At 53.8% G+C, this 22,781-nt stretch carries 22 protein-coding genes and 1 tRNA gene; 11 read left to right on the forward strand and 12 right to left on the reverse strand.

Features of this window, described 5'->3' with window-relative positions:
• Position 1 precedes the first annotated feature (1 nt).
• Positions 2–1,432, reverse strand: coding sequence for a Glu/Leu/Phe/Val dehydrogenase (locus D9A02_RS15435; protein ID WP_120501790.1), 1,431 nt, complete (start codon positions 1,430–1,432; stop codon positions 2–4).
• Positions 1,433–1,744: 312 nt separating this feature from the next.
• Between D9A02_RS15435 and D9A02_RS15440 the strand changes: the two genes are divergently transcribed.
• Genes D9A02_RS15440 through D9A02_RS15450 form a run of 3 tightly spaced genes read left to right on the forward strand, consistent with a single transcriptional unit; the run spans position 1,745 to position 5,251 of the window.
• Entirely contained in the window at positions 1,745–3,904 is a 2,160-nt protein-coding gene (locus D9A02_RS15440; RefSeq protein WP_120501791.1) for a TadE/TadG family type IV pilus assembly protein, read from the forward strand.
• Positions 3,901–4,515, forward strand: coding sequence for a TadE/TadG family type IV pilus assembly protein (locus tag D9A02_RS15445; RefSeq protein WP_120501792.1), 615 nt, complete (start codon positions 3,901–3,903; stop codon positions 4,513–4,515). The genes D9A02_RS15440 and D9A02_RS15445 overlap by 4 nt, the downstream gene beginning before the upstream one ends.
• A gap of 1 nt (position 4,516) precedes the next feature.
• Positions 4,517–5,251 carry a TadE/TadG family type IV pilus assembly protein gene (locus D9A02_RS15450; protein ID WP_120501793.1) on the forward strand — a complete coding sequence of 245 codons (735 nt, stop codon included), beginning with the start codon at positions 4,517–4,519 and terminating at the stop codon, positions 5,249–5,251.
• Here the strand turns inward: D9A02_RS15450 and D9A02_RS15455 are convergent.
• On the reverse strand, positions 5,217–5,717 hold the full coding sequence (locus D9A02_RS15455; RefSeq protein WP_120501794.1) for a hypothetical protein: 501 nt from the start codon (positions 5,715–5,717) through the stop codon (positions 5,217–5,219). The two genes, D9A02_RS15450 and D9A02_RS15455, sit on opposite strands and share 35 nt — an antisense overlap.
• A gap of 16 nt (positions 5,718–5,733) precedes the next feature.
• A complete protein-coding gene (locus tag D9A02_RS15460; RefSeq protein ID WP_120501795.1) occupies positions 5,734–6,468 on the reverse strand; it encodes a DUF3592 domain-containing protein in 735 nt (244 codons plus the stop codon).
• A gap of 121 nt (positions 6,469–6,589) precedes the next feature.
• On the opposite strand from D9A02_RS15460, the gene D9A02_RS15465 reads away from it, so the two are divergent.
• The 4 genes from D9A02_RS15465 (at position 6,590) to D9A02_RS15480 (ending at position 12,961) form a co-directional block, all read left to right on the forward strand.
• Complete coding sequence (locus D9A02_RS15465; protein WP_120501796.1) at positions 6,590–9,694, forward strand: valine--tRNA ligase; 3,105 nt, start codon at positions 6,590–6,592, stop codon at positions 9,692–9,694.
• Complete coding sequence (locus tag D9A02_RS15470; protein WP_162933095.1) at positions 9,687–10,889, forward strand: multidrug effflux MFS transporter; 1,203 nt, start codon at positions 9,687–9,689, stop codon at positions 10,887–10,889. Before D9A02_RS15465 ends, D9A02_RS15470 begins: the two co-directional genes overlap by 8 nt.
• Positions 10,890–11,008: 119 nt before the next feature.
• Positions 11,009–12,112 carry a pyridoxal phosphate-dependent aminotransferase gene (locus tag D9A02_RS15475; RefSeq protein WP_120501798.1) on the forward strand — a complete coding sequence of 368 codons (1,104 nt, stop codon included), beginning with the start codon at positions 11,009–11,011 and terminating at the stop codon, positions 12,110–12,112.
• Positions 12,113–12,277: 165 nt separating this feature from the next.
• The gene (locus D9A02_RS15480; protein WP_120501799.1) at positions 12,278–12,961 is read left to right on the forward strand and encodes a tyrosine-protein phosphatase; all 684 of its coding nucleotides are present in this window, start codon (positions 12,278–12,280) and stop codon (positions 12,959–12,961) included.
• Here the strand turns inward: D9A02_RS15480 and D9A02_RS15485 are convergent.
• The gene (locus D9A02_RS15485; protein WP_120501800.1) at positions 12,958–13,626 is read right to left on the reverse strand and encodes a TIGR04283 family arsenosugar biosynthesis glycosyltransferase; all 669 of its coding nucleotides are present in this window, start codon (positions 13,624–13,626) and stop codon (positions 12,958–12,960) included. The genes D9A02_RS15480 and D9A02_RS15485 overlap by 4 nt on opposite strands.
• 65 nt (positions 13,627–13,691) lie before the next feature.
• On the opposite strand from D9A02_RS15485, the gene D9A02_RS15490 reads away from it, so the two are divergent.
• Positions 13,692–14,420, forward strand: a complete 729-nt coding sequence (locus D9A02_RS15490) for a folate-binding protein YgfZ (RefSeq protein ID WP_120501801.1) — start codon at positions 13,692–13,694, stop codon at positions 14,418–14,420.
• 54 nt (positions 14,421–14,474) lie between these two features.
• Here D9A02_RS15490 and efp read toward each other — a convergent pair whose 3' ends face one another.
• On the reverse strand, positions 14,475–15,038 hold the full coding sequence (gene efp, locus D9A02_RS15495; protein WP_120501802.1) for an elongation factor P: 564 nt from the start codon (positions 15,036–15,038) through the stop codon (positions 14,475–14,477).
• Between the two features lie 226 nt (positions 15,039–15,264).
• Here efp and D9A02_RS15500 point away from each other — a divergent pair, with 226 nt between their 5' ends.
• Positions 15,265–15,585, forward strand: coding sequence for a DUF6280 family protein (locus D9A02_RS15500; RefSeq protein WP_037248548.1), 321 nt, complete (start codon positions 15,265–15,267; stop codon positions 15,583–15,585).
• A gap of 83 nt (positions 15,586–15,668) precedes the next feature.
• Here the strand turns inward: D9A02_RS15500 and D9A02_RS15505 are convergent, their stop codons facing one another.
• Positions 15,669–16,250 (reverse strand): cobalamin biosynthesis protein CobQ, encoded by a 582-nt coding sequence (locus tag D9A02_RS15505; RefSeq protein ID WP_120501803.1) that lies wholly within the window; start codon positions 16,248–16,250, stop codon positions 15,669–15,671.
• Between the two features lie 56 nt (positions 16,251–16,306).
• On the opposite strand from D9A02_RS15505, the gene D9A02_RS15510 reads away from it, so the two are divergent.
• Positions 16,307–17,767 (forward strand): cobyric acid synthase, encoded by a 1,461-nt coding sequence (locus D9A02_RS15510; protein WP_120501804.1) that lies wholly within the window; start codon positions 16,307–16,309, stop codon positions 17,765–17,767.
• Positions 17,768–17,774: 7 nt separating this feature from the next.
• Here D9A02_RS15510 and D9A02_RS15515 read toward each other — a convergent pair whose 3' ends face one another.
• From D9A02_RS15515 to D9A02_RS15525, 3 genes are all read right to left on the reverse strand, one after another.
• Positions 17,775–18,530, reverse strand: coding sequence for a hypothetical protein (locus D9A02_RS15515; protein ID WP_120501805.1), 756 nt, complete (start codon positions 18,528–18,530; stop codon positions 17,775–17,777).
• Between the two features lie 113 nt (positions 18,531–18,643).
• On the reverse strand, positions 18,644–20,053 hold the full coding sequence (locus tag D9A02_RS15520) for a TolC family outer membrane protein (RefSeq protein ID WP_120501806.1): 1,410 nt from the start codon (positions 20,051–20,053) through the stop codon (positions 18,644–18,646).
• 29 nt (positions 20,054–20,082) lie between these two features.
• Positions 20,083–20,736 carry a protein-L-isoaspartate O-methyltransferase gene (locus D9A02_RS15525; protein ID WP_120501807.1) on the reverse strand — a complete coding sequence of 218 codons (654 nt, stop codon included), beginning with the start codon at positions 20,734–20,736 and terminating at the stop codon, positions 20,083–20,085.
• A gap of 144 nt (positions 20,737–20,880) precedes the next feature.
• Between D9A02_RS15525 and D9A02_RS15530 the strand changes: the two genes are divergently transcribed.
• A tRNA-Cys gene (locus D9A02_RS15530) sits at positions 20,881–20,954 on the forward strand.
• A 140-nt stretch (positions 20,955–21,094) separates the two neighbouring features.
• Here D9A02_RS15530 and D9A02_RS15535 read toward each other — a convergent pair.
• The 3 genes from D9A02_RS15535 to D9A02_RS19265 are packed head-to-tail and all read right to left on the reverse strand — an operon-like array spanning position 21,095 to position 22,493.
• A complete protein-coding gene (locus D9A02_RS15535; RefSeq protein WP_120501808.1) occupies positions 21,095–21,277 on the reverse strand; it encodes a hypothetical protein in 183 nt (60 codons plus the stop codon).
• Between the two features lie 51 nt (positions 21,278–21,328).
• On the reverse strand, positions 21,329–22,333 hold the full coding sequence (locus D9A02_RS15540; RefSeq protein WP_120501809.1) for a tyrosine-type recombinase/integrase: 1,005 nt from the start codon (positions 22,331–22,333) through the stop codon (positions 21,329–21,331).
• Complete coding sequence (locus D9A02_RS19265) at positions 22,320–22,493, reverse strand: hypothetical protein (RefSeq protein ID WP_162933096.1); 174 nt, start codon at positions 22,491–22,493, stop codon at positions 22,320–22,322. Before D9A02_RS19265 ends, D9A02_RS15540 begins: the two co-directional genes overlap by 14 nt.
• Positions 22,494–22,781 lie beyond the last annotated feature (288 nt).

Below are 22,781 nucleotides of genomic sequence, written 5' to 3' on the forward strand. Positions count from 1 at the left end.
ATTACAGCCCCAGCGCGCGGTAGCTGTCTGCCACTTTGCCGATCGATACCAGATAGGCTGCGGTACGCAGGTCTTCGACGTCATCACGACCATGCCACAGCTCACGCATAGATTGGTATGCGGCCCGCATTGTGTCATCGAGACCTGAGCGCACCAGTTCCAGCTCGCCCGCACCACGCAGATACTTTTGCTTGAAGTCTGGTGTCATTGACCAGGAATCACCCAGTTCAGTATCCAGCGCGTTCAATTCATCAACGATCAACTGGTGCCGCGCTTCTTCCTGACGGCGGCCCAGACGACCAAAGCGAATGTGGCTCAGATTTTTGACCCACTCAAAGTAGGAAACTGTCACACCGCCAGCGTTGGCATACATATCCGGCACGATCACGCAGCCTTTTTTGCGCAGGATCTCATCTGCACCCGCTGTCACCGGACCGTTCGCAGCCTCAATGATCAGTGGCGCTTTGACGTTGGCCGCATTGGACAGGTTAATCACCCCTTCCAAAGCCGCCGGGATGAGGATGTCACAGTCCTGCTCCAGCACCAGCCCACCGTTTTCCACATAAGTGGCATCGGGGAAGCCTTTGACACCACCGTGCTTCATGATCCAGTTGCGGACCGATTCCACGTCCAGCCCGGCATCACTGGTGATCGCGCCATCGCGTTCAATGATACCAGTGATTTTACAGCCGTCTTCTTCTTGCAGGAATTTGGCGGCGTGATAGCCCACGTTACCAAGACCTTGCACAACGACGCGCTTGCCATCAAGCGTACCGCTCAACTTGGCTGCCTTTACGTCTTCGGGGTGACGAAACAACTCTTGCAACGCATATTGCACACCCCGGCCAGTGGCCTCGGTCCGGCCTTGAATACCGCCACCGTTGATCGGCTTACCCGTAACACAGGCGCGGCCATTGATATCAGTTGTGTTCATGCGCTTGTACTGGTCTGCAATCCACGCCATCTCACGCTCCCCCGTGCCCATATCTGGGGCGGGAACGTTCTGACTTGGATTGACCAGATCGCGTTTGATTAATTCATAGGCAAAGCGGCGGGTGATCCGCTCCAACTCATCTTCTTCCCATTCACGCGGGTCAATCCGCAGGCCGCCTTTTGATCCCCCAAATGGAGCCTCAACAAGCGCGCATTTATAAGTCATCAGGGCGGCCAGCGCTTCGACCTCGTCCTGGTTAACACCCATCGCATAGCGAATACCGCCTTTGACGGGTTCCATATGTTCAGAGTGTACACTTCTGTAACCGGTAAAGGTGTGAATTTTTCCACGTAACCGGACACCAAAGCGCACGGTATATGTTGCGTTACAAACCCTGATCTTTTCCTCAAGACCCGGCGGGAGGTCCATCAGCGCAACCGCGCGGTTGAACATTAAATCCACACTTTCGCGAAAGCTCGGCTCCTGGGCTGAATTCATTTGCAATTCCCTCCTGACGATTATTTTAAGGCACTTTTTAAACATAAGCCTATACGCATGGTTACCGGATGAGCCGGGTTTGTCCACCCACCAAAGCTGATTCTAAAGGGTCACCCTCGTACGTATCTTCACGAAGATCATCGTAAACAATAGAAAAACAATACCTCGCAATCACGCAGTATTTCCTAAAAAAACCGAAACAATGACAGCCTATCGCCCCATTGTCCGCCACATTTTCGACACCTCTGTTGTAAATAAAAATGCGGTGGGAAACTCCCGCTTTGGGCGTATTGCGCGCCAAGAGGACCAGACATGCATAAGATCGACGCCAAGGAAACTACGGCTATAACCTCGGGAATTGTTCCCCTGCCCGGCCAGATCAAACGCTGGATCTCCCGGTTCCGGCGTGATGAAGACGGCGCAATGACAGTCCTGACCGTTTTCTTTGCCATCATCATGCTGATCATGGCAGGCTTCGGCGTAGATATGATGCGTTACGAGATGCACCGCGCCCGCGTTCAAAACACTCTTGATGCTGCGGTGTTGGCGGGTGCTGGAGCCGCCTCAGGCTTAAACGAAGCCAGAATCGAAGCAGTTGTAAAAGATTATTTCAGCAAAGCCGGGCAACTTGGCACTCTGAACGAGTTCAAAGAGGGTGATATCGTCACCACATTGAACGCAGCTAAAGTTACCGCCTCGGCTGAACTCACACTCAATACGTATCTGATGAAGCTGCTCGACGTGAACACGTTGCGCACGAAAGGCACTTCCACCGCCGAAGTGCGCATTCCCAAGCTGGAAATCTCAATGGTGCTAGACGTGTCCGGCTCAATGTCTCGTACGGGCTCTGATGGGATTGTTAAACTTGACGCCCTCAAAGTTGCCGCCAAGGAATTTGTAACAGATGCGATGGCCATCGGCGACCCCGGTGATGTGATGATCTCGATCGTGCCATTCAGCTTCGGGGTGACCCCTTCCCTTGAGATTTTCAATGCCCTGAACGTGAACCGGACACACAACAGATACGGTCAAGACTACGAAGACGAAACTCCACCATCCAGTCTAAACGAAACCTATTGCATCCGTTTCTCGGGCAACGACTACAACAATACCGCCATCAGCACCTCCGATCTTCTTAAACAACGTATATATTCCTCGCGGTACGGTAATTTCGAGGAACTGGAAGAAGGCAGTAATCGCCCATGGCGGACTTGCTACACAGACAAATACTTCGAAATCCTGCCCTATTCGCTCAACAAAACAAAACTTCACGAGAAGATTGATGGCTTGGTCGCCAACGGCAACACCTCGGGGCACGAAGGCATCAAATGGGGGACAGGTCTGCTTGACCCAGAGTTTCAATCTGTTGCCCGTGCTATAGATCCGACACTCAGCAACATTCCCGCGAATTATACAGAACCTGATACATTGAAAGTCATCGTGATGATGGGGGATGGGGCCAATACCTCAACCTACCAATTCCACCCACTTAGTGAATATGCCCTGATCCAGGCTAACGGCGGAGTTTCGACTGGCTTGGATCTGAGCAACGCCACAGAATATCGCGGCCCTGATGGTGGAATGTACAAATTCACCTTCAACACTGCAGATTACCAACGCGTCCAACATGTAAATTATGGTACAGGCGGGGAGTGGAGAGCCAGCAACAGCACTCAATATATGTACCTGTGCAGTGATGATTACCCTCAATGGGTTTGCAACTATGATAACCGCGAATATGGCGTCGAAGAAACTTATATGCGACGCCCCGGCTCAAACACCTTCTACTTGGTAGAGGGAGCCTCAGGCCAATACAGAACATCGCGCACCTTTAATGAAATCACTTCCGAACTCCGCGGTACAAATCGAAACAATTCGCGCGAAGTCATGGTCTTAGATCAGAATCTTGAGACAGGCGGTGAATTCACTCGAGTGACCGATATTGGTAGTGATACAAGTAACATTGCGACACGACCGTTCAATCAGATCAGTAACACGCACAACAATCGCAATGATCTCACTAATGGCCCTTATCGAACGGTCGAGTTCACTGACACTGTTAATGGCGTTGCAAACACGACGGTCTTCGGGATGCAGCAATTCAGCTGGGAATACATGTGGGGCCATATCTCCCCCGAAGAATACTCAGACATCATCAGCGACAACAACACGGCATACAACGAATTCAAGAATACCGGCCAAGCCGCGATCGGCGGAGATAGCAAGGATGATCGTATGGAAGACGCCTGCAATGCCGCACGCGCCCCAGGGAAAAACATGGTAATCTACACGATCGGCTTTGCGGTACCCGTAGGTGGCACGGCTGAGCGAGAACTCAAAAAATGTGCCCACGGCGACACAAATAGCACTCCCGGCGTCGGCAGCTACTTTGCAGCTTCAAACCGCGCTGAATTGAGAAGTTCCTTTGGAGCAATTCTTGATCATGTGCAGAAACTAAGGTTGACGCAATGATCTCTCAGATTAAATCACGCTTCCTTCACCTGAGACGCAAAGAGGACGGTAACGCCTCTGTTGAATTCTTTATTATCTTCCCAATTTACCTGTCACTGCTTTTCTTATCTATCGAACTGGGTCTTGTGACGATGCGGCATGCCATGCTCGAACGTGGCCTTGATGTTGCTGTACGTGATATTCGACTGGGAACCGGCACCTTTGCATTCGAAGATCCGGTCGATGTGAATGGGAACCCTGTGCTAGATAGCGACGGCAATCCTGTAACTGCGGAAGATGTTAACCATGCGCGCATAGTCAAAAGTATATGTGACAATGCCATTGTTCTCCGTGATTGCCACAAAAACCTGATCCTCGAAATGGTTCCCAACAACATTCGCACTTACACTGCGCTCGGGCCGGATACCGAGTGTCGTGACAAAGATGAAGACGCCAACCCAGCCTATACCGTTGTTCCAGGACAGGAAAACGAGCTTATGATGCTTCGCGCCTGCTTACGATACGATCCTCTCTTCCCGGAAGAGCTTCTCGGCAGAGGGATCGCTGATTCAAAACATAATGGACAGGCTCTGATCATTGCAATGTCGACTTTTGTGCAGGAGCCGCGATGATATGCTATATCAATTGATTAGATTGCAACTCTCACGTTTTAGCAAAGAAACTTCTGGCTCAGCTACAGTTGAATTTGTAGTGACGCTGCCCTTAATGGTCTTGCTGTTAGGCGCAACCTATGAATTTTTCGAAGCACACCGCTACCGTAGTGTCCGCGACAAGGCCACCTATACAATCGCGGACATGGTCTCGCGCGAGCAAGGTGAAGATGCGGATACAACGGTAGACAATGCGGAAGAATTCATTACTGACACCTATGTCGATAATAGCCTGCGCCTGTTCGACGAGATTACCAACGATAACGGCGTCAACCAGATTCGCATCTCGATGGTTCAATTTATCGCTGGCGATGCCGTTGATGATTTGGGCACTTATGTGATTGAGTGGTCCGAAGTCCGTGGCACTGGAACCATGAACGCTTTGACGAATGCAGATCTAGAAAATGCCCATGACCGCCTGCCCCTACGTGCAAACGGTCAGTATCTTCTGATGGTTGAATCAAAATCCGCATATGAACCCGTGTTCGAGGTAGGTTTCAATGATGAATTGGAAATTTCCACTCGTGTCTTTACCGACCTCCGCTTTGCACCTCAACTTAAGTATTATCCACCGGACATTGCCAACACCAACGACCCAAGAGATGACGAAGAAGACGAGGGGGATACATCAGATCCTGATCCAGTTGGTGGGACTGGGGGAACTACGGGCGGGACCGGTACTCCTGGTAGTACATAGCGCTGATCGAATCTGCCATCGCCTTGGCCTGCCCCCGGGATGTCATCCCGCCAACGCCAAGCTTTGCGCCTAAACGCCACCACAGCCCCGGTTGCCACCTTCGTGCAGCCGGGGTTTTCAGTTTAAGGGTGAAACCGCTCGAAGGTTTGAATGCAAATGTTCCTCGCTCGACTGCGACGATGTCGTCAACCAGCGCCAAACGTTCCCCGGAAGAACTACGCAGCTCTGTCCGCGTCAGCTCCAAAGCATGTCCTGTTGCCCGGCGCATCCGGTCTGCCAGCCACAGCGCCCCTGCCCCCGTCATCACCAAAAACAGCAAGGCCAGAATATTCTCTGGTGGGCTATTCAGCGCAACAAAGATCAGCAAAATCCCAAGGATAGCCATTGTAACCACCCCAAATGCCCGGCGTGCGGGTGACGCTCGCAAAACCGCGAGCACCTCGTTCTCAGCTGCTTGATCGCTCATCGTTGTTTTATCCTCTTCACTCAGGTCGCGTGCCGATGTCACCCGCCCACCAAGAGCGTTTGACACCGTGATAAATCATCACCCGGTCGCCGGTTTTGAAATGGGCCAAATCATCCCAGACATGTAGCAGGCTTGTGCCTTCGCGCCCCTGCGCATCCACCCAGACCAACCGGAAACGCGCGCGCCCATTGATCGTGATCATGCTTTGCTTGACCTCTGACACCAGCGCCTCTTCGCGCGTGCCAAACCGCCGTGCACGCACACCGGCCACCGCCCAACGGCCAACCACCCACAGTGCCACCAGCCAGATCATCCCCAGCACCAGACTGAGCCGCGACAAAAACGTGGCCCCTGCCCGGTTCGCTCCGCGCGTCAATTCTACCTTGCTCGGCTGGTTCGGCAAATAAAGCAGCTCAACGCGCCCCCCTTCTTCCACATCGTCGTAAAATGACCGGGGTACCGAACGATCCACTTTCGTCAGATCGCCCCCCGTGGGCGTAAACTGCGCCACCAAGCGATAAGTGATCTCGATATCCCCATCAGGTTCACGATGCTCGCTGGTGTATTTCTTGACCACCTCGGCCTGCGCCAGCCGGCCTTCGTTTTCAAATCGCTCAGCCGTCTTGAAATTGCTCTGTCCAACCACACTAATCAGCAAGATCAGCCCACCCAATACCAACACAAACCAGCCGCCCATCTTCAGGAACAGTTGCACCACCGACGGCGGTCTTTGTCCGATCTCACCAGTCATCTGCGCCAACTCCCTCACAATCCGGCATCAAGCCGTACGAACCCGGCCCAAAACTCTTCCCCTTATGCTGCACATTCGCTAAGGGAGACACAACACCGATGACTGAGGGACAGTGACGCAAATGGCAATGGAAAAGACCTTTAACGCGGCCGAAGCCGAACCCCGCCTGTACGAGGCATGGGAACAGGCCGGTGCCTTCAAGGCCGGGGCAAATGCCAAGCCCGGCGCGAAACCCTTTTCCATCATGATCCCGCCCCCGAACGTGACCGGATCCCTGCACATGGGACACGCGTTCAACAACACGCTGCAAGATATCCTCATTCGCTGGAAACGCATGCAGGGCTTTGACACCCTGTGGCAGCCCGGCACCGACCATGCCGGCATCGCCACCCAGATGGTGACCGAGCGTGAAATGGCCGCGGGTGGCGAGCCTCCCCGCCGCGAAATGGGCCGCGATGCGTTTGTGAACCGCGTTTGGCAGCAAAAGGTCAAATCCCGAGGGACAATCATTGGTCAGCTCAAACGCCTTGGTGCCTCATGTGACTGGTCGCGCGAGGCGTTCACCATGGGCGGCGCGTCAGGTGATCCTGACAAAGACAGCGGCGCACCCAACTTCCACGACGCCGTCATCAAAGTTTTTGTTGAGATGTACAACAAGGGCCTGATCTATCGCGGCAAACGTCTGGTCAACTGGGACCCGCATTTTGAAACCGCGATTTCCGATCTTGAGGTCGAAAACATCGACACCCCCGGCCACATGTGGCACTTCAAATACCCGCTCGCGGGTGGGGCAACTTATACCTATGTCGAGAAAGACGAAGACGGCAACGTCACACTTACGGAAGAGCGCGACTATATCTCAATCGCCACCACCCGCCCCGAAACCATGCTGGGCGACGGTGCGGTTGCGGTGCACCCCACAGATGAGCGTTACGCGTCAATTGTGGGCAAACTGGTTGAGATCCCGGTCGGGCCAAAAGAACACCGCCGCCTGATCCCGATCATCACCGATGAATATCCAGACAAGGATTTCGGCTCTGGTGCTGTGAAAATCACCGGCGCGCATGACTTCAACGACTACCAAGTCGCCAAACGCGGTGGCATCCCAATGTACCGCCTGATGGACACCCGCGGTCACATGCGCGCGGATGGCGCGCCGTATGCCGAGGCTGCCACTATCGCCATGTCCGTCGCACAGGGCGAACAAACCCTGACCGAGAATGAGGCTGACGCCATCAACCTCGTCCCTGATGACCTGCGCGGTCTCGACCGGTTCGAAGCGCGCAAGCTGGTGGTTGATCAAATCACCGCTGAGGGCCTCGCCGTGATGACCACCGCGACTCAAAAGGATGACGAGGGCAACGAGATCGAAGTCACCGTGCCCTACGTGGAAAACAAACCAATCATGCAGCCCTTTGGTGACAGATCGAAAGTTGTGATCGAGCCGATGTTGACCGACCAATGGTTTGTCGATGCTGAAAAAATCGTTGGCCCCGCACTGGACGCGGTCAAGGACGGCCGGGTCAAAATCATGCCGGAAAGCGGCGAAAAGGTCTATTACCACTGGCTGGAAAACATCGAGCCCTGGTGCATCTCGCGCCAACTCTGGTGGGGTCACCAGATCCCAGTGTGGTATGGGCCAAAACTTCGCGATCCCGAAGAAACAAGTATCTGGAAGGGAAAAAAGTACAAGGATCTGCCGCGCGAGCATTCGCTTGGCTACGAAAACCCGACCGAAAATGCCTCTGCCGAACAAATAGCTTTTTGTGGTGCAACCAAAGAATCTGTTCGTGAAGCTGCAGCCAAGTACTATGCAAAAGTTGGCTACACAGCGGACGAAATAGTCTTTTCGGAAGACATCATCGGTGACTCGCCTCTAGGTGCCTACTCTGATCGCCCGCAGCTAACCCGCGACCCCGACGTTCTCGACACCTGGTTCTCGTCCGGCCTCTGGCCCATCGGTACGTTGGGCTGGCCTGAAGAGACCGAGGAACTCAAACGCTACTTCCCAACCTCTACACTAGTCACAGGCCAAGACATCCTGTTCTTCTGGGTTGCCCGGATGATGATGATGCAGTTGGCCGTGGTTGATGAAATCCCGTTTGATACCGTCTACCTGCACGGTCTTGTCCGCGACGCCAAGGGCAAGAAGATGTCGAAATCTTTGGGCAACGTCGTTGACCCGCTTGATATCATTGATGAATACGGCACCGATGCGCTGCGTTTCTCCTCGGCGGCGATGGCCTCTTTGGGTGGCACGCTCAAGCTCGATACATCGCGCATCCAAGGCTACCGCAACTTTGGCACCAAACTGTGGAACTCGGTTGCCTTCGCGCTGGACCACAAAGGCGCTTACGAGGCGGGCATGCCTTCGGCCACTCCGCCCAAGGCCACCGCTGCCGTCAACAAATGGATCATCGGTGAAACCGCCCGTGTTGTCGAAGTCGTCGATGCGGCATTCGCGCAGTACCGTTTCAACGATGCTGCACTGGCGCTTTATGCCTTTACCCGTGGCAAGCTCTGCGATTGGTATATCGAGCTGTCAAAGCCCCTGCTTGATGGCGAAGACGAGGCGCTGAAAGCAGAAACCAAAGCCACGTTGGCCTGGACCATCGATCAGGCGCTGATCTTGCTGCACCCGATCATGCCCTTCATCACCGAAGAGCTGTGGACCCTGACCGGCGAGCGCAGCAAAATGTTGATCCACGCCGACTGGCCGACACTCAGCACCGATCTGATTGATCCTGATGCGGACCGCGAATTGAACTGGGTGATTTCCCTGATCGACGGCATTCGCTCTGCCCGCTCGCAAGTGCATGTGCCTGCTGGTCTGAAAATCCCGATGGTGTGTCAGTCGCTGGATGCTGCCGGACAGGCCGCGCTAGAGCGCAATGAGGCGATGATTTTCAAACTGGCGCGGGTTGATAGTCTGACCCAGTCTGACACGCTGCCCAAAGGATCGATCACCGTGGCGGTCGAAGGCGGCACATTTGCCCTGCCGCTGGCGGATATCATCGACATCGACGCAGAAAAGTCGCGCTTGGAGAAATCCATTCAGAAGCTCGAAAAAGAGCTGGGTGGTCTGCGTGGCCGGTTGAACAACCCCAAATTCGTGGCCTCCGCCCCGGATGAGGTTGTGGCCGAGGCCCGTGAAAACCTAGCCCTGCGAGAGGATGAGGCATCCAAGCTGCAAGCCGCCCTTGATCGGTTGGCCGAAATTGGCTGAAGACGACACAGATAAGCACGCCTTTCAGCGTGGCGATGCCCTGATCTTTTTCGGTGGCATCACCGCGCTGACAGCGATCTCTATCGATATCGTCCTGCCCGCCACCGGCGTCATCGCCCGCGCCTTTGGCGTCAAGGAATCCCTTGGTGCCTTGCTGGTCGGCAGTTATTTTCTGGCCTACGCCGCCGGGATGATGTTCTGGGGGCTGTTCTCAGACGCTTACGGGCGACGACTGGCCCTGATCCTCAGCCTGATTGGCTTCACCGCCTCCAGCCTGCTCTGCGCGCTGGCCCCTAGTTTTGAGATCCTGATCTTAGGTCGCGTCTTGCAAGGCCTGACTGGCGGTGCGCCGGTAATAGCCCGCGCCATGGTGCGCGATGTCAGCTCTGGCAACGAGGCCGCGCGCATTCTGACCGTCCTGACCGCCATCCTAACGGTGGCCACGCTGATTGCACCGGTGCTGGGCTCTGGCCTGCTGGTGCTGTTTGAATGGCGCGCGATCTTCTGGGCGCTCACCCTCTTGGGGCTGGTGTTTCTGGCCTACACTGTGCTGGTGATCAAAGAAACCGGCGGCGAACGTCGCCCTGACCGGTTCTCTTGGTCGTTTGTCTCCAGTTCCTCCCGCAAACTCTTCTCGCTGCCCGCTTACATGGTTCCCACAATATTCGGCAGCTTTGCCTTTGCCGGGTATGCCGCGATCTTGTCGGTTGGCGCGGTGTTGACCGAAAATGTCTATGACGTCTCACCTCAGGCGTTTGGGTCATTGTTTGCGCTGGCCGCCCTTGCCAACACATGCGGCGCGCTTTCCGTCCGGCAGATGCTGAAAACCGTGCCACTGGCGCGGATCACAACAATGGCTGTGGCACTGTTGGGCCTTTCTGCAGCTGTCTCATTGGTGTCTGCCCTGACCACACCAACCTTGCCGCTGTTTTGGGCAGTTGTGTGTCTCTATGTGTTCTGCTTTGGCATGGTCTATCCGACCTCTGTCGCGCTGGCCTTGGAACCGGCTGATGAGATGCCCGGATTTGCCTCATCCCTGATGAGCACGATCCAGACCGCCATGGGCGCAGGAGGGGCCGCATTGGCCACGGTTTTGTTTGACGGCAGCCACCGCGCGATCCCGATCACCATGGCCATATTCGGGCTGTTGGCCGTGGGCACATTGTTGTTGAAACGGCGCGCCTTGCAGGTGTGAATTAACGCTTCATTAACCAATCTACGATTTGTGTACATAACCCGCGTACAGGCTGTACAGGATGTACACAAATCAAACCCCTCTTGCGGCCCGATCTTGCCTGCCGTTAACTGCGGTCCATGACCGGACCTCGTTACACAAAACTCATCGATTCCCTGCCTTCATCGGTGCCTTTCGTCGCCCCAGAGCAGATGGAACGCGACCGTGGTGCGCCCTTTTCCGCCCGCCTTGGCGCCAATGAAAACATCTTCGGCCCCTCTCCCAAAGCGATTGAGGCCATGCGGCAAACCGCTGAAAACGTTTGGAAATACGGGGAGCCCGATAGTTACGCCCTGCGCCATGCACTGGCCGTGCATCACAAAGTGCGCCCTGACAATGTGCTTGTTGGCGAAGGAATCGATGGCCTGCTGGGCTATCTGGTGCGCCTGCTGATAGAGCCGGGAGATGCGGTTGTCACCTCTGATGGGGCCTATCCGACCTTCAACTATCACGTTTCAGGCTATGGCGGGACCCTCCACAAAGTTCCTTACAAAGATGACCACGAAGACATACAGGCCCTTATTAACAAAGCAAAATCAGTGAATGCCAAGTTGGTCTACTTCGCCAACCCCGACAACCCGATGGGCACATGGCACCGAGGCACTGACATCACCGCAGCCCTTTCTGAATTGCCCGAGGATTGTCTGTTTTTGCTGGATGAGGCCTATATCGAGTTCGCCCCTGAGGGCACTGCTCCTGAGATATGTGCGGACGACCCCCGTGTCATTAGAATGCGCACATTTTCAAAGGCTTACGGCATGGCTGGGGCGCGTGTGGGTTATGCCATCGGCGCTCCGGATCTGATCCGCAGCTTTGACAAAATCCGTAATCACTTTGGTATGAATTTACTGTCACAAGCCGGGGCACTAGCCGCCCTTCAAGATCAGGAATGGACAAATCAAACTATTGAAAACGTTTCACAATCCCGTAAGGCAATTGCGGAAATCGCCAGTCATAACGGCTTGAACGCCCTGTCCTCTGCCGCCAATTTCATCACGGTGGACTGTGGGGCAGATGGGAATTTTGCCCGCAGAGTTCTGGCTGACCTGCTCCGGCAAGGGACCTTTGTCCGCATGCCCTTCGTCGCACCACAAGATCGATGCATCCGTATCAGTTGCAGCAACGAGCGCGACTTGGCACATCTCTCATATGCCCTTCCCTTGGCCCTGAAAGCGGTCCGTTAAGCTGTTTCACCGCATGATAAAGGAGCCTTCTATGTCCTTATATCTGCGACAAATTATAAGCGGAATTCATTGGGTACAGGTCTCAGCCTTGTCATCCGCGCTGCGCCCGCCTAAATGAGAGCAACCCCGGGGCCGCCCCGGCCAACCGGACGGAGCGCGACAAACATGAAGCTTTTCAAAAGAATCGCAGACTGGGAACGGGGTGTCCGCGCCTCTTACAACACTGACCTGTCGACGCCTGAAAATCGACGCCGCGCGCATATCTATAATATGTGGTTTGACCACGCTGTTCTGCGCAAGTTCTGGACCAACTTCTTTGAGGTGGCCCCAGGAGTTTACCGCTCGAACCAGCCGACTCATGAGCGCTTTGTCAAACTCAAAGCGATGGGAATTAAAACCATCCTCAACCTGCGTGGCGCAGCGGGTGCTGCGCATTATCTGGTCGAGGAAGAAAGCTGTCGCCAGCTTGGCCTCACTTTGGTTAACTGTACCTTACATGCCCGCACGGCAGCCCCACCTGAAGATATTCTGGCCGTGATTGACGCCTTTCGCACTATTGAAAAACCGTTTGTCATGCACTGTAAATCTGGTGCAGACCGGGCTGGCTTTGCCTCGGCCATCTATCTGATGGAAATCGAAGGAAGGCCTGTGTCTGAGGCACGCAAAATGCTGAGCTTCAAATATGTGCATATCAAAAGCTCGCGCACCGGTGTTTTGGATTACCTGCTGGATTGCTACGAGGCGCGTAACGCCCAAAGTCCGATCAGTTTTGAAAGCTGGGTGAAAACTGAATATGACGACAAGCAGGTGCAAAAAGAGTTCGAAGAGAACTTTAAACCCTGGCTCTAATACTTCCGCGCCAAATCATCAGGATCGGCCCCAAATAGATACCGCATTAGCAGCGACATGTTGCGCACGCCTCGGCGCAGCCATCCGTCGCGCTCGTACCGCGCCGCACTGGTTGTCACAGCCGCAGGCATCGCCCTGAGCGTCTGCAAAGATCGGACCAGTGCAACATCTTCCATCAGCGGGATGTCGGCATAGCCGCCAGCGGTCTCGTAATCTGCACGCGAGATCAGCAGGGCCTGATCACCGTAGGGCAGCCCCAGAACCTTCGCCCGGAAATTCGCCCAAGCAGAAACAATACTGGGACGGATCCCCTTGCGGTCAAAGCGCAGCCGGAAATATGCAGGATGGTCATGCTGGAATTGTTGTTGCACCAAATCTGCCCATCCCCCGGGCAAAATTGTATCCGCGTGGAGAAACAGCAACCATTTCCCTGACGCCGCCAGTGCCCCTCGTCGCAATTGTCCACCTCGGGACGCAGTGCCATTAACAACCAATGCACCGGCCTCATCAGCAATTCGTAAGGTCGCATCCCCGGATCCGCCGTCCGAGATGATCAATTCCCGAATGATACCAGCCTGCAATCCTTCGGCCAGCATCGGCAAAGAGGTTTCCAACGCATCGGCGGCGTTCAAAGTTGGAATAATCACAGAAAGAGGCGCACGCATTCAGCTACCCTGTTGTACCTAGAACTCCACCCTATATTACATGCGTAAAGAATTTGGGAGAGGCCATGACACGCACAATCCTCAAAGTGAGCGGAAAAGACGCCCATGCGTTCCTGCAGGGTTTGGTGACCAATGACGTCGACAAGCTAAAACAAGGGCTGGTATACGCCGCCCTGCTGACGCCGCAAGGCAAGTATCTGGCTGATTTTCTCATGTACCAGCGCGACGATGGTATTTTTCTGGACGCGGATAGCGCGCTTGCCCCGTCCCTGATGCAGCGGCTGACCATGTACCGCCTGCGTGCTGATGTGCAGATCAGCGAGACTGAGCTGACTGTGCGGCGCGGAACGGGCCCTGCGCCCGAAGGTGCCCTGCCCGACCCACGACACGCGGAATTGGGTTGGCGGTTATATGGCACACAAAGTGGTGATGACGGCACCGATTGGGATGCGATCCGCGTAGCACATTGCATCCCCGATACCGGGATCGAGCTAACACCCGACAGCTATATCCTTGAATCCGGTTTTGAACGCCTGAACGGGGTCGATTTCAAAAAAGGCTGCTATGTCGGCCAAGAAGTCACCGCGCGCATGAAACACAAGACCGAGTTGCGCAAAGGATTGGCTACGATTCGGATTACTGGCACAGCTCCGACTGGAACCGATGTTATCGCTTCGGGTAAAACCATCGGTACTTTGTTTACGCAATCTGGTGATCAGGCCATCGCTTACCTGCGATTTGATCGCGTCAACGACAACATGCAGGCTGGTGACGCCACGTTACACAAGGCCTGACTGGACATAAAAAAAGGGGGCCGAAGCCCCCTGAATTCAATACTGAAGCATGCCTTACGCCCGCTCGGAATATTCCATCGACTCTGTGTTGACGATGATGTCTTCGTCCTGACCGACAAATGGCGGCACCATAACCTTGACGCCGTTATCAAGAATGGCCGGCTTAAAGCTGTTGGCAGCAGTCTGGCCTTTGACGACCGGCTCAGTTTCGGCAATACGGCAGGTTACCTTTTGCGGCAAGGTCGCATTCAGCGCTTCGTTGTCGTGGAATTCTACCAAAATGGTCATTCCATCTTGCAAAAACGGACGGCGATCCCCCAACAGTTCCGATGGCAACTGAACCTGTTCATAGGTCTCAGAGTCCATAAAAATAAGCATTCCGTCATCTTCATAGAGGAATTGCTGATCTTTTTGTTCCAACCGCACACGTTCGACTTTATCGGCACTGCGAAAGCGCTCGTTCAGTTTCGATCCGTTGCGCAGATTGCGCATTTCAACCTGAGCAAAGGCCCCACCCTTACCAGGTTTGACGTGATCGACCTTTACCGCGCTCCATAATCCGCCGTTATGTTCAAGAACATTACCCGGGCGGATTTCATTTCCGTTGATCTTTGGCATAGTGGAAAAACCCTACAAAAACTTGATCCGATTTGAACCAACCCTATATATCGCTATGCAATGGCAAGCAAGACGACGACGGATTATGATGCAACTGCAGAAACTCATGCGGCACGTGCATGGAAGCTATGCATTAAAAGCCTATCCGAATCGATAAAACTTCGTCATAACCACCTGAACGCCCAAAACACACAGAAACGCAAGAGCAATAAGACAAGGACGAACCATGAAGGATTTCGTTGACGGCACGGCTTTCAATGCTGAACAGGGTAATCGTGCGCGTAAACTATTCGCAGCCGTCGTACTGGCTGCACTCGATGATGCCATTTCTGATGACAAGAAATATGGCAATGGACCCGAACAAATCGCCCGTTGGGCGCGGTCTCGTGATGGCCGCGAAGTGTTGAGCTGTGCTGGCATTGACCCCAATGAGCGTGTGGTGTCCGGCCTGATGGACTTCGTCTCGAAAGGCGTGCGCACATCTGTCGCCCTGTCACGCGAAGAAAGCGAACGCCGCAATGCGGCAGCGCAGGCCGAAGCGGCCTGATCGCACTCGACTGAATGAAAATTGACCTCGCCCTGCCTTCTGGCAGGGCTTTTTCATTTTAACAACCTGTCGTCAGAGACGAGCTATGTCGCGCCCGAAAAGATATAAGCCCACATCACCAATGGCATAACCTGTGTCATCGCCAAGACCGCGACCAGTGATCGTGATCTTGCGCTCTGAAAGCGATAAAACAACACAACACACAGCATCAGAGAAACACCAATTTCCAGCATACTGATCACCCCACCAAAATGATCGGGGTCCCAATAGCTGAGCGGGCTCTCAAACACCCAGTCAGAGACCGGCCAGAAATGCGCCCGTGCATCATCATGGTGTAGCGGAAAGTCAAACGCGAGATGTAGCAAGGCCGAGGCCGTAAAAACCATCGCGTTCTTCGCCCCCAGATATGCGCTTAATCCAAAGGCGAGACCCCATAGGATAAACGAATTATCGATAGCAAAGACCTGCTGCCAAGCAGGGGAAAAATACAAAACATCAAACACATGCTGCGGGCTATACCCAAAAACAAAGAGCGCTGTGAAAGACATCAGATAGAGCGACAGGTCCGGGGTCAGTGCCCCAGCGACGGCGGCCAGTGTGCGACCACGATCGTAGGGGCGTGCAAAGGCGGCAGTCGCAAAAATCAAATGCGCGGGCGTATTCATCTCTTTCTCCGGCACCCTCATGTGCTATCAGGATTCAAGCAAACACAGAGCAGCCAATGACACAAGCAATCATGATACAGGGCGCCGGTTCAAACGTTGGAAAATCCATGGTCGTCGCCGGCATTGCGCGGGCCTTTCATAACCGTGGATTGTCAGTTGCACCGTTTAAGCCGCAAAACATGTCGAACAATGCCGCCGTAACCATCGATGGAGGTGAAATCGGCCGCGCTCAGGCTTTGCAGGCGATGGCTTGCAAACGCGATGCTCATACAGACATGAACCCCGTGCTGCTCAAACCCGAAACCGACACGGGTGCGCAAGTCATCTTACAGGGCCAACGATATGACACGCTCCGCGCTCGTGACTATGCAAAGGCCAAGCCACAACTGATGCAAGCAGTTTTGCAAAGCTTTCACCGCTTGGCAAAAACTGCAGATCTTATTGTGGTAGAGGGCGCAGGGAGCCCCGCAGAAATTAACCTGCGCAAGGGTGATATTGCAAACATGGGATTTGCCGAGGCCGCGAATGTGCCCGTCATCCTGTTGGGGGATATCGATCGAGGCGGAGTGATTGCGCAGCTGGTCGGCACGCAGGCCATTTTACCCAAAGACGACGCAGATCGGATCAAAGGCTTTGGCATCAATAAGTTTCGTGGTGACGTCTCCCTGTTTGATGAGGGATTAACCGAAATCACTAAACGTACTGATTGGCCATCTCTTGGCGTGCTGCCATGGTTCGATCAAGCTTGGCGCCTGCCCGCCGAGGACGTCATGGACATTGCTAGCACCAAGGGTGGTGCGTTCAAGATTGCCGTTCCACGTTTGAATAGGATCGCAAATTTCGATGACCTTGATCCGCTGAGTTCAGAACCGAATGTGAGCGTAGATATCATTGAACCCGGTCGCCCCCTGCCCGGTGATGCTGATCTGGTGCTGATCCCCGGTAGTAAATCCACCATCGCCGATCTGGCACATTTCCGCGCCCAAGGTTGGGATGTTGATCTGCATGCCCATATCCGTCGCGGAGGGCATGTTCTCGGTATCTGTGGAGGCTATCAGATGCTGGGACAGGAAATTTCTGACCCCAAAGGGATCGAAGGCCCGGCCTGTACTGTCACAGGGTTGGGCCATTTGGCTATCAAGACGATTATGGTACCGCATAAGCATCTATCCTTAACGCAAGCCTATTACCGCACAACCGGAGACCGAGTCGAAGGTTATGAAATTCACATCGGAGAAACCGATGGCCCGGATTGCGCGCGTGCTTGGCTGGACCTACCTGACAGGGCCGAGGGGGCGGCCTCGGAAAATGGGCGCGTCAAAGGCTGTTACCTGCATGGGCTGTTCGCTTCAGATCAGTTTCGCGCAACTTATTTGACAGAGTTGGGCACAAGCTCAGATCTGGCGTTTTCTGATACAGTTGATGCCACGCTTGATGCGTTGGCCGCTCATGTAGAAGCTCATCTGGATCTTGATTTATTGTGGCAACTCTCTGGCCATACTAGAGAAATTCGTTAGGAAAACCTTAGTCCAGACGGTGCGCCAGTAACGCGCGCTGAATTTCCCTGCGAACTAGCTTACGCACATTGCGGGTAATTCGTTCACCTAATGCGCCTTGCAGTTCCTGCCTAACGATTTCCGTAACAATATCACGCAATGCGGCTTCGTCGATCTTGGCATCTTCCAGCAACCAGCTGAATTCGTCAGACTCAGCGTCATCGTCGATCACAGGTTGCTCAAGCGAATCAATAGATTCACCCTTAGATTGAGTCGAGGGTTTGACATCTTCGACGATCTCGACATGATCTGCGGCTGCATCAGCGTCCATAACCCATGGCAGGGGTGAAATCAGATTACCTGCGTAGGCGTCTTCACTCGCCCCATCCGGTTCCCATTCACCTTCTTGCTGAGCGACAACGGCCTCGACCTCGGCGATACGCGCCTCCAATCGACGACCCGTACGAAATTCCTGAATAGGGTTTTTAGAGGGGTCGTCTGTCGCTGTTCCGTCAACCTCAGAAGTCGTTTCATCGACAGTATTAGCTACTGCCTCAGCATCCAAAAGCTCCCCGTCCAGACCAGGGATTAAGGCATCATCACCCACTGAAACATCTTCAGGATCGACCCGTTGTGCAGGTGTTAATACCAGTTTGTCGACTTGGGTTTGCTCCTGAACCATATCAGCTGTTTCAGCCCTGGGCTCTCTTTCCTCAGACGAGACCAAACGGCGAATGGATGACAGGACATCCTCAATTTCGATATTTGTCACTCTGCCGGACATACGCGTTCACCATTTCCTCTGCACTTAGTTTAACGCCAAGCGCCCATTTTCACAACAAATTAACAGACTACTTGCACCCAGCTCCACTGCTGGACGCAAGACAGCAGCAGGCCTCAGTCTTTTCCAAGTGCTTCCAGCACCTTGTCCAGCTTCTTGCCTTGCGCACTCAGCGGTACGGGCGCGCCTTTGACCAGATTATAATATGCAGCAGGATCATATGTCTGAATGTTCAAATTCAGATCATTGGCAGTCAACTGCCCGATCGAAGACAACACGGCATAAGCCGCGATATAAACATCGGTATCCGCCGAAATCAGATTGGTCCGCGCATCCAGCAATTCTTGTTCTGCATCAAGCACATCCAGCGTGGTTCGGGCACCCAATTTGGCCTCTTCCTGTACCCCGTCGAACGCAACCTGCGCCGCCCTAACCTGTTCGCGGCTGGACCGGCGCGACGCCTGTGCAGCATCCAAGATAGCATAAGCATTGCCAACGGTCCGCTTTACAGTATGGCGCACCTCATGCAGGTTGCCACGCTCAGCATCTCGTCTAGCCTGTGCCTGTCGTTTTTGTGAACTCAGCAATCCGCCCCGATAGATTGGCCCAGTGACACGCACGCCAAAGCTTCCATTGTGGGTATAATCGTTGCCATCGAACTCTTCAGTCCCACCAAGTTGGCCAAACAGATTAACATCCGGACGCATCGCCGCCTCAGCCGCCAGCAAGGTCAGGTCAGCCGACGCCACCTGATGACGCACCTGAAGCATATCTGGATGAGAGCGCACTGCGATCAGTTTGGCAGCCTCAACATCCCCAGACAGTTTAGGCAATTGGGTGGGTTGCTTTAGATTATTCGGGGCACGCCCGACAGCTGCGCGGAATTCTTCAACAGCTTGAATATAATCCCCATTCGCCGTCGACAATCCACTTTGCGCTTCGGCCAAGCGGGCCTCGGCTTGCGCCACATCTGTGCGGGTAACTTCGCCCACTTCGAAACGATCACGCGCAGCTCTCAGTTCTTCTTGCAGCAAACGAACGTTATTTTGACGCACCGAGACGAACTGACCATTTCGCAACACATTCATATAACTCTGAATGGCCCGAAACAGCACTTGTTGTTCAACACTTCGCAAGGCTTGGCGCGTCGCCAAAACCGCCTCTTTTGCGGATTCAACGCGTAATGGCGTTTCCCCAAAATCATAAAGCAGAAGGTCAAGCTGGATGCCAAAGTTCACATTGGTCGCCCCCAGATCCCTGCGCAAAGAGCTGGTTTCACTTTCCCCAAATGAGCGTGTGATATCAGTTGTCCAATTGATGATCGGTCGCAATTGCGAAACTATTTGAGCGACATCTTCATCTGCGGCACGCAGCAACGCCCGGTTTTGTTGCAGCAGTCCACTATGCTCGTAAGCGCTGACCAGCGTGTCAGCTAAGTTCTCGGCCTTCGCTGAAACTGTAGACACTGCCAACACTGCGGCTGTTAGCAAACTATTTCGAAACGGTCGGAAGGCGATGGTTTTCATGTGAACCCCTATTATGCTACGTTCCTGCTCTAGAACGAAAAAGTTTCTTCTTGTTCAAATCCTGGCAGAACTGGCGCACCCGCATTAAATGCAAAACGCCAATTCACTTGCCCGTCGATCTTATACCCGATCCGTACAACGCCCAAGGCCCCTTCGGCAAAAAGACAGGCAATGCGCCCACCGTCCTTGATCTGATCCAAAAGAGTCGTGGGCAAATGTTCAACCGCACCTTCGATTACAGCAACATCATATGGGCCGTGCTCCGTCGCACCGGCCAAAAGCGATCCTTGGTGTAAAATAACATTATCCGCTCCAATCTCAGACAACGCAGCCTGAGCATCCTCCAGCACGGACTCGTCCTCGTCCACAGCAATCACTGCTTCGGCCATCCGTGCAATCAATGCCGAAAAATACCCATAGGCACAGCCTATATCTAAAACCAGCTCATCGTCGCGAATGTCTAGCACATCCAACATTTTCGCGATCGTTCGCGGGTCCAAAATTACCCGTCCAGGCGCAATCTCGATATTGTCACCGACATAAGCTGCTTCGATCTTATCAGCAGGCACAAACGTTTCCCGGGGCACCGATAGCATCGCATCAATTATCGGAAACTTGGTCACATCCGATGGGCGGATCTGCGTATCGACCATAAAGGTGCGACGGGTGGCAAAGTCAGTCATTCATTCAGCCTTGGGACAGAAATACTTCAACTATGAGTTTTGACACATTCGCCAATGCTCGACAATGCCAAGAACTCGGAATTGAGACACACAGCCCCTTGCACCACATTCTGCAATCCGCTAATGCGGTGAAACCACACGGCTGGCGAGTTGGCGGAGTGGTGACGCAGCGGATTGCAAATCCGTGTACACCGGTTCGATTCCGGTACTCGCCTCCATTTACTTTCAATAACTTAGCAGCACATGACGCAGACCGGCACCGCCGTGTCTAAACATTTGTCTAAACATTCTGTTTTTGTTCTGTTCCCGAACGGCCCTCTGATAGCCCTGCAATCCGACTTAGAAGACCCAGAATCTGTCAGTCTTCAACATTGCCAAGAGCGAGCAAAAGCGGGATCGCAAACAACGGAGTGCCAGCGAGAGAAATCAGCACCCAGACGATCGCACTGCGACCGCGAGTAATCGCCATGCCCCATGGCAGAAAAATGTAGAGCCAGAGAACAAACACAAGAACGACGAGGGCGAACAGGAATTCAATCATGTATTTTCCAAATAAAAAACGCGGCCAAAACTATTCGCCACAAAAATCTGACTAGCGGCCCTGTTCCTTCCGCATTCGCTGCGCCTTCACGGCTCTAATCCGTTGGCGCACTTTCTTCGTGTAGTGTTGCACCATTGCCGGGCTTTGCCCCGTTACCGATGCTACCAAATCGTCGCCACAACCCGCTTCGACAAGCTCACATGCAGCGTTGTAGCGCCAGCTATGGATGTCGTAGCGCACCGCGCCAATCTGCTCCCTGACGTTTCTGACAGCCTGTGAGGCACCGCGATAGGACCAGCGGTTGATACCCCGCTCATTTGTCAGGATGAATACAGAATGGCGACTTGCGGCATCTAACGCTGCTTGGAGCTCAGGGAGGATCGGAACCCAGAGTTCTTTACCGGTCTTGTTCTGACGAATGACAAAACCGCCCTCCTGAATATCGGACCAGCGCATTTCAAGCACATCCCCGATACGTTGCCCCGTGCCGACGCAAAGCTCCATCACAAGCCGTTCCCGCGTCCCCAGTGGGCACGAATCCCGATAAGTTTGCAAAAGCTCGTGAGGCCACGGTTCCCGCTCCTGCTTTTCCGTTTTTATCTCAGATACCCCCTTGGCCGGGTTGTTGTCCCGCCAACCAAGGTCAACACAATGCTCCATGACCACGCGCAAAACGCGCAGGGAGTAATTTGCAAAGTAAGGTTTGCTTGCATTCGCATCGCGAAGCCGGATCACATCCTTGCGCTTCATGTTTGCCGGGTTAGTATCCGCCATGATCGACAGGAAGAAATCTAAATACTTGTCGTAATCCAGCGCAGTCCGAGGCTTGAGCCGCTTGTACCGGGGCGAGCTACGGTAATTTTTGATGAGCGCCGAGAAATTGCGCACATTAATCCGCTTTGGTTCCGCTCGACCCGCGAGAATATCCGCGTATTCTTTCCAAAACTCGGGGGTGCTGAATTCGTTTTGAAACTTGCGGGACGGCCAGCCGCGCCGCTGGAAGTAAATCCCGTTGCGCTGGCGATAGGCATGCTTCGGTAACTCACGCTTTGTCATGACGCATTTCTATCCTCTCGAATTCATCCAACTGGTTCATTTCGCTGAATACAATTTCAATCCTACTGCCTTCAACAGTGACACGCCCAACCGTTCGCCCAGCGCGTTCGAAGGCGCTGAGCAGCCGCAATGCTTTTTCTTCAATCGTAGTGCGTGCCATCTTCGTCTAACCTTGCAGCGTCTCTGTCCAAGTGCAATCGCGCATCCTTTCGGCTGAATGTGCGTTTGCGCCCATGCAATCAAACTTGTGCCAAAGGTATTCACCCACTGAATCGCTGACAACAGAAGGAACTCGAAAAACCAAATGTTTAAGAAGGGGGTGTCACCACGCCCCCAAATGTTCGCGCTACGTTCTCCACGCAACCTACTTCGAAAGATAAAAATGTTCTCGGCTGAAGATAACGCTTGGCGCAGGCCATTCGGAGGCAATCACGCCAAATGTTACAGT

The sequence above is a fragment of the Roseovarius sp. EL26 genome, from assembly GCF_900327775.1.
In the GTDB taxonomy this organism is placed as follows: Bacteria; Pseudomonadota; Alphaproteobacteria; order Rhodobacterales; family Rhodobacteraceae; genus Roseovarius.